The 14,479-nt window shown below is 43.9% G+C and carries 14 protein-coding genes; 10 read left to right on the forward strand and 4 right to left on the reverse strand.

Features of this window, described 5'->3' with window-relative positions:
* Positions 1–23: 23 nt before the first annotated feature.
* The 3 genes from K8B83_RS00565 to plsB form a co-directional block, all read right to left on the reverse strand.
* Positions 24–803: a VOC family protein gene (locus tag K8B83_RS00565; protein WP_223418929.1), complete on the reverse strand. Its 780-nt coding sequence runs from the start codon at positions 801–803 to the stop codon at positions 24–26.
* Between the two features lie 105 nt (positions 804–908).
* Positions 909–2,165 (reverse strand): tryptophan permease, encoded by a 1,257-nt coding sequence (gene mtr, locus K8B83_RS00570; RefSeq protein WP_188735900.1) that lies wholly within the window; start codon positions 2,163–2,165, stop codon positions 909–911.
* Positions 2,165–4,588: a glycerol-3-phosphate 1-O-acyltransferase PlsB gene (gene plsB / locus K8B83_RS00575; RefSeq protein WP_223418931.1), complete on the reverse strand. Its 2,424-nt coding sequence runs from the start codon at positions 4,586–4,588 to the stop codon at positions 2,165–2,167. Before plsB ends, mtr begins: the two co-directional genes overlap by 1 nt.
* Before the next feature lie 264 nt (positions 4,589–4,852).
* Between plsB and lexA the strand changes: the two genes are divergently transcribed.
* The 6 genes from lexA to K8B83_RS00605 all read left to right on the forward strand — a co-directional run bounded on the left by lexA (position 4,853) and on the right by K8B83_RS00605 (position 10,987).
* Complete coding sequence (lexA, locus tag K8B83_RS00580; protein ID WP_188735905.1) at positions 4,853–5,467, forward strand: transcriptional repressor LexA; 615 nt, start codon at positions 4,853–4,855, stop codon at positions 5,465–5,467.
* Positions 5,464–5,970, forward strand: a complete 507-nt coding sequence (locus K8B83_RS00585; protein ID WP_188735907.1) for a cell division inhibitor SulA — start codon at positions 5,464–5,466, stop codon at positions 5,968–5,970. The genes lexA and K8B83_RS00585 overlap by 4 nt, the downstream gene beginning before the upstream one ends.
* Before the next feature lie 393 nt (positions 5,971–6,363).
* Complete coding sequence (gene coxB, locus K8B83_RS00590; protein WP_188735908.1) at positions 6,364–7,944, forward strand: cytochrome c oxidase subunit II; 1,581 nt, start codon at positions 6,364–6,366, stop codon at positions 7,942–7,944.
* Positions 7,945–7,954: 10 nt separating this feature from the next.
* Positions 7,955–9,550 (forward strand): cytochrome c oxidase subunit I, encoded by a 1,596-nt coding sequence (gene ctaD, locus K8B83_RS00595; protein ID WP_188735910.1) that lies wholly within the window; start codon positions 7,955–7,957, stop codon positions 9,548–9,550.
* 1 nt (position 9,551) lies between these two features.
* Positions 9,552–10,115, forward strand: coding sequence for a cytochrome c oxidase assembly protein (locus K8B83_RS00600; protein ID WP_188735911.1), 564 nt, complete (start codon positions 9,552–9,554; stop codon positions 10,113–10,115).
* Positions 10,112–10,987: a cytochrome c oxidase subunit 3 gene (locus K8B83_RS00605; RefSeq protein ID WP_188735913.1), complete on the forward strand. Its 876-nt coding sequence runs from the start codon at positions 10,112–10,114 to the stop codon at positions 10,985–10,987. The genes K8B83_RS00600 and K8B83_RS00605 overlap by 4 nt, the downstream gene beginning before the upstream one ends.
* A gap of 7 nt (positions 10,988–10,994) precedes the next feature.
* Here K8B83_RS00605 and K8B83_RS00610 read toward each other — a convergent pair whose 3' ends face one another.
* Complete coding sequence (locus tag K8B83_RS00610; protein ID WP_223418933.1) at positions 10,995–11,213, reverse strand: DUF2909 domain-containing protein; 219 nt, start codon at positions 11,211–11,213, stop codon at positions 10,995–10,997.
* Here K8B83_RS00610 and K8B83_RS00615 point away from each other — a divergent pair.
* From K8B83_RS00615 to cyoE, 4 genes are read left to right on the forward strand one after another with little or no spacing between them, the layout of a single operon-like run.
* Positions 11,161–11,976 (forward strand): SURF1 family protein, encoded by an 816-nt coding sequence (locus K8B83_RS00615; protein WP_188735915.1) that lies wholly within the window; start codon positions 11,161–11,163, stop codon positions 11,974–11,976. The genes K8B83_RS00610 and K8B83_RS00615 overlap by 53 nt on opposite strands.
* 42 nt (positions 11,977–12,018) lie before the next feature.
* Positions 12,019–12,570: a hypothetical protein gene (locus tag K8B83_RS00620; RefSeq protein ID WP_188735917.1), complete on the forward strand. Its 552-nt coding sequence runs from the start codon at positions 12,019–12,021 to the stop codon at positions 12,568–12,570.
* On the forward strand, positions 12,570–13,550 hold the full coding sequence (locus K8B83_RS00625) for a COX15/CtaA family protein (RefSeq protein ID WP_188735919.1): 981 nt from the start codon (positions 12,570–12,572) through the stop codon (positions 13,548–13,550). Before K8B83_RS00620 ends, K8B83_RS00625 begins: the two co-directional genes overlap by 1 nt.
* Positions 13,551–13,563: 13 nt before the next feature.
* Complete coding sequence (gene cyoE, locus K8B83_RS00630; protein WP_188735921.1) at positions 13,564–14,472, forward strand: heme o synthase; 909 nt, start codon at positions 13,564–13,566, stop codon at positions 14,470–14,472.
* The last annotated feature ends 7 nt before the right edge of the window (positions 14,473–14,479 follow it).

Genomic DNA, 14,479 nt, shown 5'->3' on the forward strand with positions numbered 1-14,479 from the left:
CCTAAATGCGAGGTGTTAGATGTTTATGCCGCTGGATCCAACAGCGAAATAATCGAGAAAAAACCGCCTTGTGGATCATTAAGCACCGAAAAACGGCCCACATTAGGGATATCGGTAGCCGGTACGCACACAGTCGCACCCAGGCTATTCGCCTTAGCCACTGAGGCATCACAATCTTCAACGGCAAAATAGTTCATCCAATGCGAAGGTGCGTCGCCCCACTCTTCGGTCATCTCCATCATGCCACCAATCGCTTGCTCGCCCACATACCATTCGGTGTACTCAAAATCGGCCATGTCTGCTAATTTTGTGTGATAGCCTAACACCTCACCATAAAACGTTTTAGCAGCATCACTATTTCGACACGCTAACTCAACCCAGCATAAGGTATTTGGCTCTTGAGCACGTTTAATACCAATATGATCTTGCCCCTGCCACAGTGCAAAACGGCTACCTTCGGGGTCGGTACATAACGCCATAGAGCCTGCATCACCAACGGCGTGTGGCCCAGCTATCACTTGCCCGCCGCCTTTTTTGACCAACTCAGCCGATACAGAGACATCATCAACAGCAAAGTATACTGTCCAGTGTGTCGGCAAGGATTTCATATTGTCTGGCATGGGATACATGGCACCAATATCATCACCATCTATTTGCAACATAGTGTAGTGACCTTCTGGCATAGGCATATCGTCTGCGACCCAACCAAATAGCGCTTGGTAAAACGCTTTACCTGCTGCCCAATCGTGTGTCGCCAGCTCAAGCCAGCATGGTTGTCCTTGTTGATATTGTTGTACTTTCATTGTAGTTATCCTGTGACTGTGATGCTTATAAGTTAAGTTGATATCACCCAAAAAGCAAAAAGCCTTCAAACGAAGGCTTTAAAAATAATGTGCTATTAAATCAGATTATTTAAATACCGGCAGAATATCAGCCATAGCCAATAGATGGCAGGTTGCAGTGATAATACCAAACAGCACAACGACAACGATTAATGGCGTACCACCAGGCACTTTAAAACCTGTAGAGTCAGGATACAATTGACGCACTTTATACGCTAATAACGCTGGCACAATCACGGCCCAAACCGTTGCGGCTAGTGCGGCAAACCCAATGGCGATAATAAAACCATTTGGAAATAACAAACCTAAAATCGTTGGCGGTATAAACGTGATTGCAGCGGTTTTCATTCGCCCAGCACGAGAATCATCAAAGCCAAATAAATCAGCCAGGTAGTCAAATAACCCTAAGGTGACCCCTAAAAATGATGACGCTACCGCTAGGTTAGCAAATAAGGTCAGCATGCTATTTAACCATTGACTCGCCATCGCCCCTGACAACGCCTCAACCAACACGCCAATATTGCCACCTTTAGCAATAACATCGGTAAATTGACCACGAGGAATATTTCCCATGGTCGCGATAAGCCAACATACATAGATAACTAAGGCGATAGACGTGCCAACTAGCAGTGCTTTAACTATGGTGCTGGCATCTTTACCGTAATATTTCACTAGACTCGGCACATTACCGTGATAACCAAAGCTGGCTAATCCAAAAGGGATTGCAGCAAATAAATACGGTAGATAACGGGTTTCACCATCTGGCGAAAGTAATTTAGTGGTATCGATTTCAATCAGTAAATTGCCAATCGCTAAAAAGAAGGTAATCACCATACCACCGAGCATAATGGTGGTAATACGGTCAACCGCTTTAGTGCTAATTAAAACGATAAACGCCAACACAGCAGCAAAGACTAAACCAGCAACACTTTGAGGTAAAGTTACACCAAGCGCTGACAAGCTATGATTAACGATTGAACCACCACCACTGATGTAGGCGTAGGTTAAAATGTACAATACAAACGCAATGGATACGCCGTTAATCACTCGCCAAAATTGGCCTAATGTTTCACGGGTTAACGTATCAAAACTGGCGCCGGGCTCAAAATGCAAGTTAGCTTCAAGTAATAATAATCCCGACATTAACATGCAAAACCAAACACCTAGTAGCATGGCCATAGAATAACCAAACCACATGCCAGCACCCACAACCGGCAGTGAAAACATGCCTGCACCTACAGTCGTACCGGCAATAATCATGGCGCCGCCCAATAAAGATTTACTTTGTGGACGGTGCTTTGCCGCATTCATATGATTAGCCATTATTGTCCATGCTCCGCGTGCACACTATCAACAATGGTTTGTCTAACTGCTGAGCTTAATAATTGATTAGCATGATCACGAATTCGAATCACTTCTGCGCGGTGTTCAACACTGCATAGATACCCTAATTCTTTAAGCTTAACGCTTAGGGTATTGTAGAGTTTTTTATCGTAAAACTCTGGCGCAGTAATACCATGCAATGCACCTAAACGCTGGGCCAATAAGTGGCTGTCGGTTTCGAGTTCTGAGCGCTCTAAATCAGGCTTAATTGCCAGTAAGTTAAAGATAATGGCATAACGCTGTAACGTTTCACTGATGGTTTCAGCCATTAATAATAATTGCGCAGTGTAGTTGGGATTGACTTCAAATTGCGTGTCGCCACTGAGTAAACCTTGGTCCACCATAAAGTCTAAAATACTGTCGACATGTTGCTGCACATCTTCAATACCCATAAATAACTCAGCTTTAAGTAAAGGATAAAAGTCCTTAACAACGGCATGTATTGTATTACGGTCGCAAATATCATATTGCACCAAACAGCTAGCGACCAATGACGGCACAGCCATTAAATGAATGATATTGTTACGATAATAGCTCATGGTGATGGCAATTTTTTCATCAACAGAAATAATCTCACCAATCGCATCTTTGGTGCTAACAAACTTATTGAGCGATAAACAATGATCAACAATGGTTTTACCATCGCCTTCGGCAACCGAAGCATAATTGGTATAAGGTACTGCTTTAAGCAATGCTAAATACAAATCTAATTGACGCTCTAACAAGCTGCGCTCTAATGCATTACGCTCAGAAGCAAGCAACACTAAGCTGGTTAAGGTAACTGAACTGGCAGCAGCAGCCCCGTTAATATTGGTCATCACGCGATTAGCCAGCAAATTAACAGACGGTGTAAACCAGGTTGGTTTTTGCTCGGGGTCGTTGGCCACTTCTTCACGCCAATCTGGTGCTTGTTGGTTTAAAAAATTTTGTAAGTTAATAGGCTCACCAAAATTAACATAACCTTGGCCAAAATTACCTAATTTACGAATAGCGCCAAACACTTGCCAAACAGACTCTTTTTGCTTTTTCTTACCGCTGAGCTCTTTGTGATAGGTTGCCACTTCCATAACATGGTCATACCCTAAATACACAGGCACTAGGGTTACAGGGCGTTCAATTCCGCGCAGTACGCTATTGATGGTCATGGCTAACATGCCGGTTTTAGGCGCAAGTAAACGCCCAGTACGCGAACGGCCACCTTCGGTGAAGTATTCAACCGAGTAACCTTTAGCAAATAATTGGTCCAAATATTCACGAAATACTGCGGTGTAAAGCTTATTACCATTAAAGCTGCGACGAATAAAAAACGCCCCACCTCGGCGGAACATAGGGCCAGCAGGCCAAAAGTTTAGATTAATCCCCGCTGCAATATGCGGTGGCACCATGCCCTGGTAATACAAAATGTATGACAGTAATAAGTAGTCCATGTGACTACGATGACAAGGCACGTAGACAATTTCATGGCCATCATGATGGAGCTGACGAATTTGTTCAGCACCTTTAATGTTGATACCACTGTATAATTTGTTCCACAACCAAGTTAAAAAGCGTTCTGCAATACGGACTAAGCTGTCAGAATAATCTGCGGCAATTTCATCTAAATACTCAATGGCTGTTTCGCGCGCTTTTTCTGGCGACACTTTTTTACTAACAGCTTCTTCTTCAATGGCTTTTTTAATTGAATCCGACTTAAGTAACGAAGCAAAAAACATCTGTCTATTGGGTAATTGCGGGCCGGTCATCACTTTACGTTGGCGACTAAAATGCACCCGAGCAACTCGGGTGAGCTTATGAGCTATACGCTTATCGGAACCATGTTCATCGGCCATATAACGCAATGATAATGCATTAGAAAACTGCACAAAGTTATGGCGACCTAAAAACAAAATCATTAGCCATTTACGTAACCACGTAGGGCTTTCACGCTCAAAAACAGCCGCTTTCATGCTGTCGTCTTCTTTGCCGGGTGTGCGCCCCCAATATAAGCTAACAGGCACCAGCTGAATGTCTAAATCCGGACGCTGACGATGAAGTGCCAGTAAGCTGATAAAACAATTGATAAACTTTTCGCCACTTTCGCGTTTGCCAAAAAGAGGTTTACGTCCCTCAAGGCAAACAATACGCGGTACTTTTAATCCATCGACGATTAAAGGCTCATATGGGCTAGGCATACCAAAGCCTTCGGTGATTTCGCTTAAAGCCGCAGCATCACTAATTGACTCTGTTTTCATGACATAAACCAGTGGCTTAGTCGGGTCTAAATTAAGATCATCAAATGGGTCATGCGGCACAACAATGGTATGCACCATCCATTTTTGCACCCATTTTAATGTCCGTAAAAATATTGAATTTGGTTTTGACATGGTTAATTTCGCAATATAAGCCACTGTAATATTGCTGCATAGGATACCAGAAACCACCCTTGTTACACTATCTGGCTGTTTTATCTTTACTTTGTGAACTATCGCCAATGACAGTTCTCAAATAATAAAACCAATAAAACACTTACAAAACATATGGATAACAGCATAACTGCTAGCAAAGAATAAAAAACAGTTGGTTAATACTTGCGCGAACAAAAACACTGTATATAATGACAGTCACTGTATAAAAAGACAGGAATCATCATGAGACCGTTAACGCCACGCCAAGCAGAAATTTTAGACCTAATTAAAAACAATATCGCCGAAACCGGTATGCCACCGACTCGCGCTGAAATTGCCAACCGTCTTGGGTTTAAAAGTGCAAATGCTGCCGAAGAGCATTTAAAAGCATTAGCCAAAAAAGGCTTTATCGAGATCATGCCTGGCACTTCTAGGGGGATCAGATTACCCCAAGAAGACGAACAAGAATCTGGCTTACCGCTTATTGGCCAAGTGGCTGCAGGCGAGCCTATTTTAGCGCAAGAACATGTTGAGCAATATTATCAAGTTGACCCAAGCATGTTTAAACCTGCCGCTGATTTTTTATTACGGGTTCGTGGTGACAGTATGAAAGATATTGGCATTTTAGAAGGTGATTTACTGGCCGTACATAAAATGCAGCAAGCACGAAATGGCCAGGTTGTTGTGGCCCGCGTTGAAGACGATGTTACGGTTAAACGTTTCGAGAAAAAAGGCAATGTGGTGTATCTACATGCTGAAAACGAAGCCTATAACCCAATTAAAGTAGACTTAAGTTGCCAAAGCCTAACCATTGAAGGGCTTGCAGTTGGCGTTATCCGTAATGGAGATTGGTTATGAATAAACTAATGGGCACAGCCCCACGCCACCCAGGCTTATGGGTCGATTTAACCGAAGCTGATATGTACGGCAGCCAAACCATTCAAACATTACAAACCGTGACTCAAGGTGAGTCTGAATTGGGTCAGTTGTGCAGCCAATTAGCTAGCTTGAGCCAACAAGGACGCTGGATTGTACTCATTAGTCCACCACACATTGGCTATAAGCATATGCTTGCTAGCGCTGGCGTAAGAATGGACCGTATTTTATTAGTGCACACTAAAGATGAAGTCGAAACCTTATGGGCCATGGAAAAAGCGCTAACCAGTGGCACGTCAAGTGCGGTTATAACCTGGACCAGCTCATTAGATGCCCGTGACAGCCGCCGTTTAGAAATCGTTGCTAAAAGTGCCCGAGCATTAGGAGTTGTAATCGAAGATGTGAATACTCACTCACAAGAAAAGCACCAAATGGTTAATCCTTCGATGACAACAGCTTCAAGTAATTTTTCAGCATTTCATTAACAACGAACCCATAAACACCAAGCCCTGCATTCAATTCAGGGCTTTTTTTTACATTTTTTCAGACGATTAGCGAACAAAGTGATCTTGATCAAAGTTTGATCTACAAGTAATGTTGTTAACAAGGATGAAACATTGTCTATCCTTAATATGACGTGTATTGGCCGACACAATAGCCATCGATGGGAACACGTCAACATAAATTGATTAGTTCAGTCGTAGGTACAGGTGTGGTGTTCAGCTAACAATAAATGCATAGGCTTAAATGTCTACAACCACCAGTGTACTTTGAAGTCATCAAACTTTTTTGGGAATCGAAGAGTTTGCATAGAGCAGAGACTTACTGTGTGACTCTTCTTTGTAATTGCGGTTTGCAATTAGCAGAGGAGAAGTCTTGTGAAGCAAAGGTGGTATTGTTTATTGGTAGTGCTGTTAGCACTCCCGTTAGGGGCAGCAGAAATGCCCCTCAACATGACTCAAGGTGTGACAGATATCAGTGGTAGGGTTTACGACCTCCATATGACTATTTTATATATCTGTTGTGCAATTGGGTTAGTGGTATTTGGGATCATGATTTACTCAATGATCTATCACCGCAAATCAAAAGGCGCTGTTGCGGCCAATTTTCACGAAAGTACTAAAGTAGAAATTGCCTGGACAGTCATTCCATTTATCATCTTAATTGCGATGGCAATTCCTGCCACCAAAACCTTAATTGCAATGGAAGATCCTAGCAATGCTGATCTGACCATTAAAATTACCGGGTCGCAATGGAAATGGCATTACAGTTATTTCGATAAAGATATCGAATTTTACAGCACACTTTCAACGCCAAGAGAGCAAATCGATGGCGACCAAACCAAAGGTGAAAATTACCTACTTGAAGTAGATAAACCATTAGTGTTGCCGATAAACCGAAAAGTCCGCTTTTTGATGACTTCAGATGATGTAATTCACTCTTGGTGGGTGCCCGCATTTGCCGTGAAAAAAGACGCTAACCCAGGTTTTATTAACGAAGCCTGGACACGTATCGACAAGCCCGGCATTTACCGCGGCCAATGTGCAGAACTGTGCGGCAAAGACCATGGGTTTATGCCCATTGTGGTTAATGCACTGTCTGAAGCGGACTTTGAAAACTGGCTAGTAGAACAAAAACAACTTGCCGAAACCGAAGCCGCAGCAGCGGCTGCCTCCATGTCACAAACCTTATCACTTGCAGAATTAAATCAGCAAGGTGAGCAAGTATACCTTGCCCGCTGTGCAGCGTGTCACCAACCTAATGGAGCAGGCCTTCCTGGTGTATTTCCATCACTTATTGGTAGCCCAATGATTAAAGGCCCTGTGCAAGGTCACCTTGATATAGTGATCAACGGTAAACCCGGTACAGCAATGCAAGCCTTTGCCAAACAGCTATCTGCACAAGAAATTGCCGCAGTTATTACCTATGAGCGTAATGCGTGGGGTAATAACAGTGGCGATGCCGTGCAAACAGCAGATGTTGGCCAATTTTTAAATAGTGGTGCGGCGGTGTCTGAGCCTGTTACAACACAGGTCGCCGACACGGCAACTGCGGTTACTAATTCTGTCACTGATGCGCTAACCGAAACAGTCAACCAGGCCGAAGAAGTGATAGCGCAAGTGGTAGAGCCAAAAGACTTACCCACTCTCACCATGGAACAGCTCATGGCAGAAGGTGAACAAGTTTATGCTACAACCTGTGCAGCGTGTCACCAACCTACTGGCGCAGGTTTACCTGGCGCTTTCCCCTCACTCATTGGCAGTCCTTTAATAACAGGACCGGTTAGCGGGCATATCGATATTGTTATGCACGGTAAACCGGGCACTGCAATGCAGGCATTTAGTAGTCAGCTCAGCCCTCAACAAATGGCTGCGGTGATTACCTATGAGCGTAATGCATGGGGTAATAATTCTGGCGAGGCAGTGCAACCTGCCGATGTCGCAAGCCATGGACAGTAGGGGAAAACCAATGAGCACAACAACGCACGATACACTCGACAATGCGCATGATGAGCATCACCACGGTGCCCCTAAAGGGCTTATGCGCTGGGTACTAACCACTAACCACAAAGACATAGGCACTCTGTATTTATGGTTTAGTTTCATTATGTTTTTAACCGGTGGTGCCATGGCTATGGTCATACGCGCCGAACTATTTCAACCCGGATTACAGTTAGTTGAACCAAACTTTTTTAATCAAATGACTACGGTTCATGGATTAATTATGGTGTTTGGAGCCGTTATGCCGGCCTTTACCGGTTTAGCCAACTGGTTAATTCCTATGATGATTGGTGCCCCTGATATGGCACTGCCGCGAATGAATAACTGGAGCTTTTGGATTTTACCTTTCGCCTTCACCATATTGCTGGCTTCATTATTTATGGAAGGCGGCGGCCCCAACTTTGGCTGGACATTCTACGCACCGTTATCAACGACTTACAGCCCTGATTCAACAGCATTATTTGTCTTTTCTATCCATATTATGGGTATTAGCTCAATTATGGGCGCAATTAACGTGGTGGTTACCATTGTCAATATGCGCGCGCCCGGCATGACATGGATGAAACTACCACTATTTGTATGGACCTGGTTAATCACGGCATTTTTACTCATTGCCGTAATGCCAGTACTTGCAGGTGTCGTAACCATGGTACTGACCGATAAGTTTTTTGGTACTAGCTTTTTTGATGCTGCAGGTGGTGGCGATCCTGTGATGTTCCAACATATTTTTTGGTTCTTTGGGCACCCAGAAGTGTACATCATGATTTTGCCGTCTTTTGGCATTATCTCAGCAATTGTACCTACCTTTAGTCGTAAGCCATTATTTGGCTATTCGTCAATGGTTTATGCAACTGCAAGTATTGCTATTTTGTCATTTTTGGTTTGGGCACACCATATGTTTACTACCGGTATGCCGGTATTTGCTGAGCTGTTTTTCATGTATTGCACCATGCTCATAGCGGTGCCGACAGGGGTAAAAGTGTTTAACTGGGTTGCCACAATGTGGCGAGGCTCTATGACCTTTGAAACTCCAATGTTATTTGCTGTCGCCTTTATCATTTTATTCACTATTGGTGGGTTTTCTGGATTGATGCTCGCCATTACCCCGGCGGATTTCCAATACCATGACACCTATTTTGTGGTAGCTCATTTCCATTATGTACTGGTGACGGGTGCCATTTTCTCCATTATGGCAGCAGCGTATTACTGGCTGCCAAAATGGACTGGCAATATGTACAGCGAAACCTTAGGAAAATGGCACTTTTGGTGCTCGGTAATATCGGTAAATGTGTTGTTTTTCCCGATGCACTTTTTAGGTTTAGCCGGAATGCCACGCCGTATACCTGACTATGCGATTCAATTTGCTGACGTTAATCAAATTGTCTCCATAGGCGGCTTTGCTTTTGGCTTATCACAATTGATCTTTCTAGCGGTCGTTCTTAAGTGCATTAAGGGTGGTAAGCCTGCGGGAGACAATCCTTGGCAAGCCGCCGATGGCTTAGAATGGTCAATTCCTAGCCCTGCGCCTTATCACTCATTTACTACCCCACCGGAGATTAAGTGATATGAGCCCAACGCAAAAATCAAACCGTAAATTACTCACCATGCTTATTTTAGGTTCTATAGGCATGTTTGGGTTTGGTTTTGCCTTGGTACCGCTTTATGACGTGCTGTGCGACACCTTGGGAATTAACGGCAAAACCCAAAATAGCGCCAGCACTTATGACTCGGTAGTTGTTGATAAAAAACGCACAGTGACCATTGAATTTGTTACCCAGGTGCAATCGGGTATGCCATGGGAATTTTCGCCTAAAGTGAACCAAATCACCGTTCACCCTGGTGAGCTAACCCATGCTAAATTTGAAGTTAAAAACCTGTCGGCAAAAAATATTATTGGCCAGGCAATTCCATCGGTTTCGCCTGGTCAAGGCGCGGCATATTTTAACAAAACAGAGTGCTTTTGCTTTAATCAACAACCTCTCGCCGCTGACGCAAGCGCTGAACTACCACTGATATTTTATGTGGACGCTGATTTACCCGCGTCCATTAATACTTTGACTCTCTCTTATACCCTTTACGATATCACCGACAAACAAGCGGTATCGGCAAAGCAAGGAGCAGCAAGATGACAACAAAGCATCAAACTTATTACGTACCAGCCCAAAGTGGTTGGCCTATTATTGGCGCCATTGGTTTATTTTTAATTGCCTTTGGCGCGGGTAATTATATTCAACAACTAGCCACTGAAAAAACCTCTGGCGGTTACATATTATTAGCCGGTATTGCAGTGATAATTTTCATGATATTTGGCTGGTTTAAAACTGTCATTGACGAGTCAATGGCAGGCTTATACTCACCACAAATGGACCGGTCGTTTAGACAAGGCATGAGCTGGTTTATTTTTTCTGAGATAATGTTTTTCGGCGCATTTTTTGGCGCTTTATTCTATGCACGTATGATTTCAGTACCCTGGTTAGGTGGCGCGTCAAACAATGCCATGACCCAGGAAGTATTATGGCCAGCATTTGAAGCCGCATGGCCGCTACTTAAAACCCCAGATGGCACCACAACCGAAGCCATGCCATGGACAGGCTTACCACTCATTAACACCATTATCTTACTGACATCTTCAGTCACCTTACACTTTGCACATGTCAGTTTAGAAAAAGCCAAGCGTAAACCATTAATTATTTGGCTCAGTTTAACGGTGATACTAGGCGCGGCGTTTCTTGCCTTACAGGTAGAAGAATACAGCCATGCTTACCAAGAAATGGGCCTCACACTCACCTCGGGCGTTTACGGCAACACCTTTTTCTTGCTCACGGGTTTCCATGGCATGCACGTCACCATAGGCACCCTATTTTTGATTATTTTGTTGCTCAGAATTATCAAAGGCCATTTTTCCCCAGACAAGCATTTTGCTTTTCAAGCCGGTAGTTGGTATTGGCACTTTGTCGATGTGGTGTGGTTATGCTTATTTATTTTTGTGTACGTGTTGTAATTGCAGATTAATAAGGCCGAGTGTTGGGTTGAATATAGCCCAACCCTAAGGCCACCAGCAGTACCACAATAACCACCACAGAAAATAAAACACGACGACCTAAATACTGACTCATTGATTGCTGATGCTGTCCTTTAACCATAATAAACAAAGCTCTACCCAGGTTAAAAATTATGAATACGAGCAACGAGACTAAAACTAACTTAACGATCAATGGTGTTGTCACGGGCAATCCTTTTGGTGGAGTGAGTGTGTCTCGGGTGTTATTGGTATTGATTACTTTGGTCGTGTTTACCCTTTTGGTCAAGTTAGGGTTTTGGCAACTATCACGCGCGGAGTTTAAACAACAATGGCAACAAACTTTAGTTTTACGAGAGCAGCAAGCCGCCATCAACTACACGCAATTGCTGTCACTAACCCAAACTGAACCAACAGATGCTGAAGAAGCCGCTTTACTGACGGGCTATCGCTTGTCGATAAATGCAACCCCTGTAAAGCAACCCTTATTACTACTCGATAATCAGGTGTATCAAGGTCAGGTTGGGTACCTTGCCTACCAATTATTTGAAGTTACACCCGATAGCCCATGGATTCTAGTGGAGTTAGGATTCGTATCTGCAGGTAAAGATCGTCAAATATTGCCAGCGTTAACGCCTATCACAGCAGGACAATATCAATTAACAGGTCGGGTATATCAAAAACAAGCCAATCCATTAAGTGACGGACTCCACCCAGAAATGCAAGTTGATAAACCTATACGGTTTCAAAATTTAGCCATGCCAGCGTTAGCAAAACTACTACACCATGACATTGCCGCAGCGGTATTACAGCCCGACAGCGTACCGCAATACTCACTGCCGCAACCTTGGGTACCCATTCCGCTGTCGGCGCAAAAACATCAAGGCTACGCATTGCAATGGTTCACCATGGCAGCAGTATTTTTAGGGCTGATGATCTGGGTCGCCTTAAGGCAATTTAGACATCAATAACAACCGTAACACACTAAAATTAAAACGATACGAGGAGATACAATGAACTCCCAACCTAAAAAAAAGAATAACGCATTACTCATATTGCTGGCGGTATTTGTGTTACCCATTGCCGTCGCTAAGCTAGTATTAAGCTTTGATCTTTACAACGGTGGTGCCACAAATAAAGGAATATTGCTACCTAGTGATATTAACTACTCAAATTTAGCCATGCCCAATCCCAAGCCGCACACATGGCAAATGCTGTACTTGTTGCCAAAACGCTGCGAACAAACATGTCAGGACCAATTATATGTGCTGCACCAAAGTTATATCGCTTTGGGTAAAGATCGCGACAGAGTGGTACCTATCATATTAATTAACCATGATAGCGATACTCGCACACTCAACAACTTAAACATGGCTTTTGAACAGGTCACTGCCAATAAAGCCCTAGCAGACTTATTAACGCAACAACAATTAGTGATTGTCGACCCACTTGGTAGCTTAATAATGCAATATAACCAAGTTGCCGGACGCGATGCCAACATAGCACAAGGCAAAGCCATGATTGCCGATTTACGCAAAATGCTTAAATTATCGAGGGTTGGCTAATGGCAGTAAAAAGGCTTATTAAGTTCACCTTAGTATTCACCCTTGCGGTGATTTTAATGGGTGCCTACACCCGCCTATCAGATGCTGGATTAGGTTGTCCTGACTGGCCGGGGTGCTATGGTCATTTAGCTGTACCCAGCGCAAGCCATGAACTGGCAAAAGTAGAGCAGCATTTCCCAGAGATGACTATTGAGCCAGAAAAAGCCTGGCTTGAAATGATCCACCGCTACATAGCTGGCACATTAGGGTTAATGGTATTAGCGATTCTTATTTTGTGCCTTAAGCAGCCGCAGGCGCCTAAAAAATTACCCAGCTTTATTGCCATACTCATTATCTTTCAAGCCGCTCTCGGTATGTGGACAGTCACCATGAAGCTTATGCCAATTGTAGTGATGGCACACCTTATCGGCGGCTTTAGCTTATTTGCCTTACTGTTACTACTGTATTTACGCCTTAAGCCGCTGCGGATCCCCAACGGCGACAATCAAGCACGTAAACTTATGCCATTAGCATTAGTGTGTTTAGGCGTGTTGGTGGTGCAGATTATGTTAGGCGGTTGGACATCATCAAATTACGCCGCACTCGCCTGCACAACATTACCCATTTGCGAAGGCAACTGGGTTGATAACCTCCGTTTTGCCGATGCATTTTCGCCCTTTCAAGGTGAACACCCCAGTTTTGAATATGGCGTATTGGACTACCCAACGCGGATGACAATTCATATTACTCATCGCATTTGGGCTGTCGTCACCGCCGTCATGTTAATTTGGCTTGCATTAAAATTACGTTATTCGCATTCGCAAATCATGCGTAACAGCGGCTATTTATTACTGCTGTTAGTCATAGTGCAAGTCGGCCTTGGGATCAGTAATGTGGTAATGAATTTACCCTTAGGTATTGCGGTCTCCCACAACGCAGGGGCAGCATTTTTACTGCTCAACTTAGTCTTTATTAATTACGCCCTGTGGCGTAAAGCATAAGCGAGGATTGACCATGACAAAACCTCTTACCCTAAGCCAACCACAACAAAAATTATCTTTGTCTTGGCGAGCCTATTTTGAAATGACCAAACCCAAAGTGGTTGCCTTAATGCTACTCACGGTGTTAGTGGGCATGTGCCTAGCGGTGCCAGGAATAGTGCCATTGCAGCCGCTCGTAGCAGGAATGGCAGGGATTGCCATGATGGCCGGTGCAGCTGCAGCTTTTAATCACTTAATCGACCGTAAAATTGATGCCTTAATGGCGCGCACTTACAATAGACCACTCCCTAAGGGTAAAGTCTCCACCACCAAAGCCGCGGTGTTTGCCGTTATGCTAGGGCTCGTTGGTTTTGTCGTATTGTATACCTTGGTTAATCCACTCACCGCCTGGCTCACATTTGCCAGCCTAATCGGTTATGCCCTTGTGTATACCGCTTATCTTAAACGCGCAACGTCGCAAAATATTGTCATTGGCGGGTTAGCCGGCGCAATGCCACCGCTACTTGGCTGGACCGCTGTCACTAACGAGTTACATGGTTATGCCTTACTGTTAGTGATTATTATCTTTACCTGGACCCCACCGCACTTTTGGGCGTTAGCGATACATCGCCGTAAAGAATACGCCAAAGTCGACATTCCTATGCTCCCCGTTACCCATGGGGTAGAATTTACCAAAACCTGTATTTTGCTATACACTATTTTACTGGCCATTGCCTGCTTATTGCCGGTGTTAGTTGGTATGTGCGGGCCGGTATATTTAGTCGGTTCAACGATTCTTAGTTGCGGGTTTATTTATAAAGCGTGGCAACTTAAATACCATGACTATCCAGGCTTGGCGATGAAGGTGTTTACCTTTTCAATCTACCATTTGATGGTGTTATTTATTGTGCTATTGGTCGATCATTATTTTTGGGTTGCATAGAAAGGAT

Source organism: Shewanella inventionis, from assembly GCF_019931735.1.
Lineage (GTDB): Bacteria > Pseudomonadota > Gammaproteobacteria > Enterobacterales > Shewanellaceae > Shewanella > Shewanella inventionis.

Excerpts from the sequence above, each read along its gene's own strand:
- K8B83_RS00565 (WP_223418929.1), bottom strand. The coding sequence starts at position 803 with ATGAAAGTACAACAATATCAACAAGGACAACCATGCTGGCTTGAGCTG.
- mtr (WP_188735900.1), bottom strand. The coding sequence starts at position 2,165 with ATGGCTAATCATATGAATGCGGCAAAGCACCGTCCACAAAGTAAATCT.
- plsB (WP_223418931.1), bottom strand. The coding sequence starts at position 4,588 with ATGTCAAAACCAAATTCAATATTTTTACGGACATTAAAATGGGTGCAA.
- lexA (WP_188735905.1), top strand. The coding sequence starts at position 4,853 with ATGAGACCGTTAACGCCACGCCAAGCAGAAATTTTAGACCTAATTAAA.
- K8B83_RS00585 (WP_188735907.1), top strand. The coding sequence starts at position 5,464 with ATGAATAAACTAATGGGCACAGCCCCACGCCACCCAGGCTTATGGGTC.
- ctaD (WP_188735910.1), top strand. The coding sequence starts at position 7,955 with ATGAGCACAACAACGCACGATACACTCGACAATGCGCATGATGAGCAT.
- K8B83_RS00600 (WP_188735911.1), top strand. The coding sequence starts at position 9,552 with ATGAGCCCAACGCAAAAATCAAACCGTAAATTACTCACCATGCTTATT.
- K8B83_RS00605 (WP_188735913.1), top strand. The coding sequence starts at position 10,112 with ATGACAACAAAGCATCAAACTTATTACGTACCAGCCCAAAGTGGTTGG.
- K8B83_RS00615 (WP_188735915.1), top strand. The coding sequence starts at position 11,161 with ATGAATACGAGCAACGAGACTAAAACTAACTTAACGATCAATGGTGTT.
- K8B83_RS00620 (WP_188735917.1), top strand. The coding sequence starts at position 12,019 with ATGAACTCCCAACCTAAAAAAAAGAATAACGCATTACTCATATTGCTG.
- K8B83_RS00625 (WP_188735919.1), top strand. The coding sequence starts at position 12,570 with ATGGCAGTAAAAAGGCTTATTAAGTTCACCTTAGTATTCACCCTTGCG.
- cyoE (WP_188735921.1), top strand. The coding sequence starts at position 13,564 with ATGACAAAACCTCTTACCCTAAGCCAACCACAACAAAAATTATCTTTG.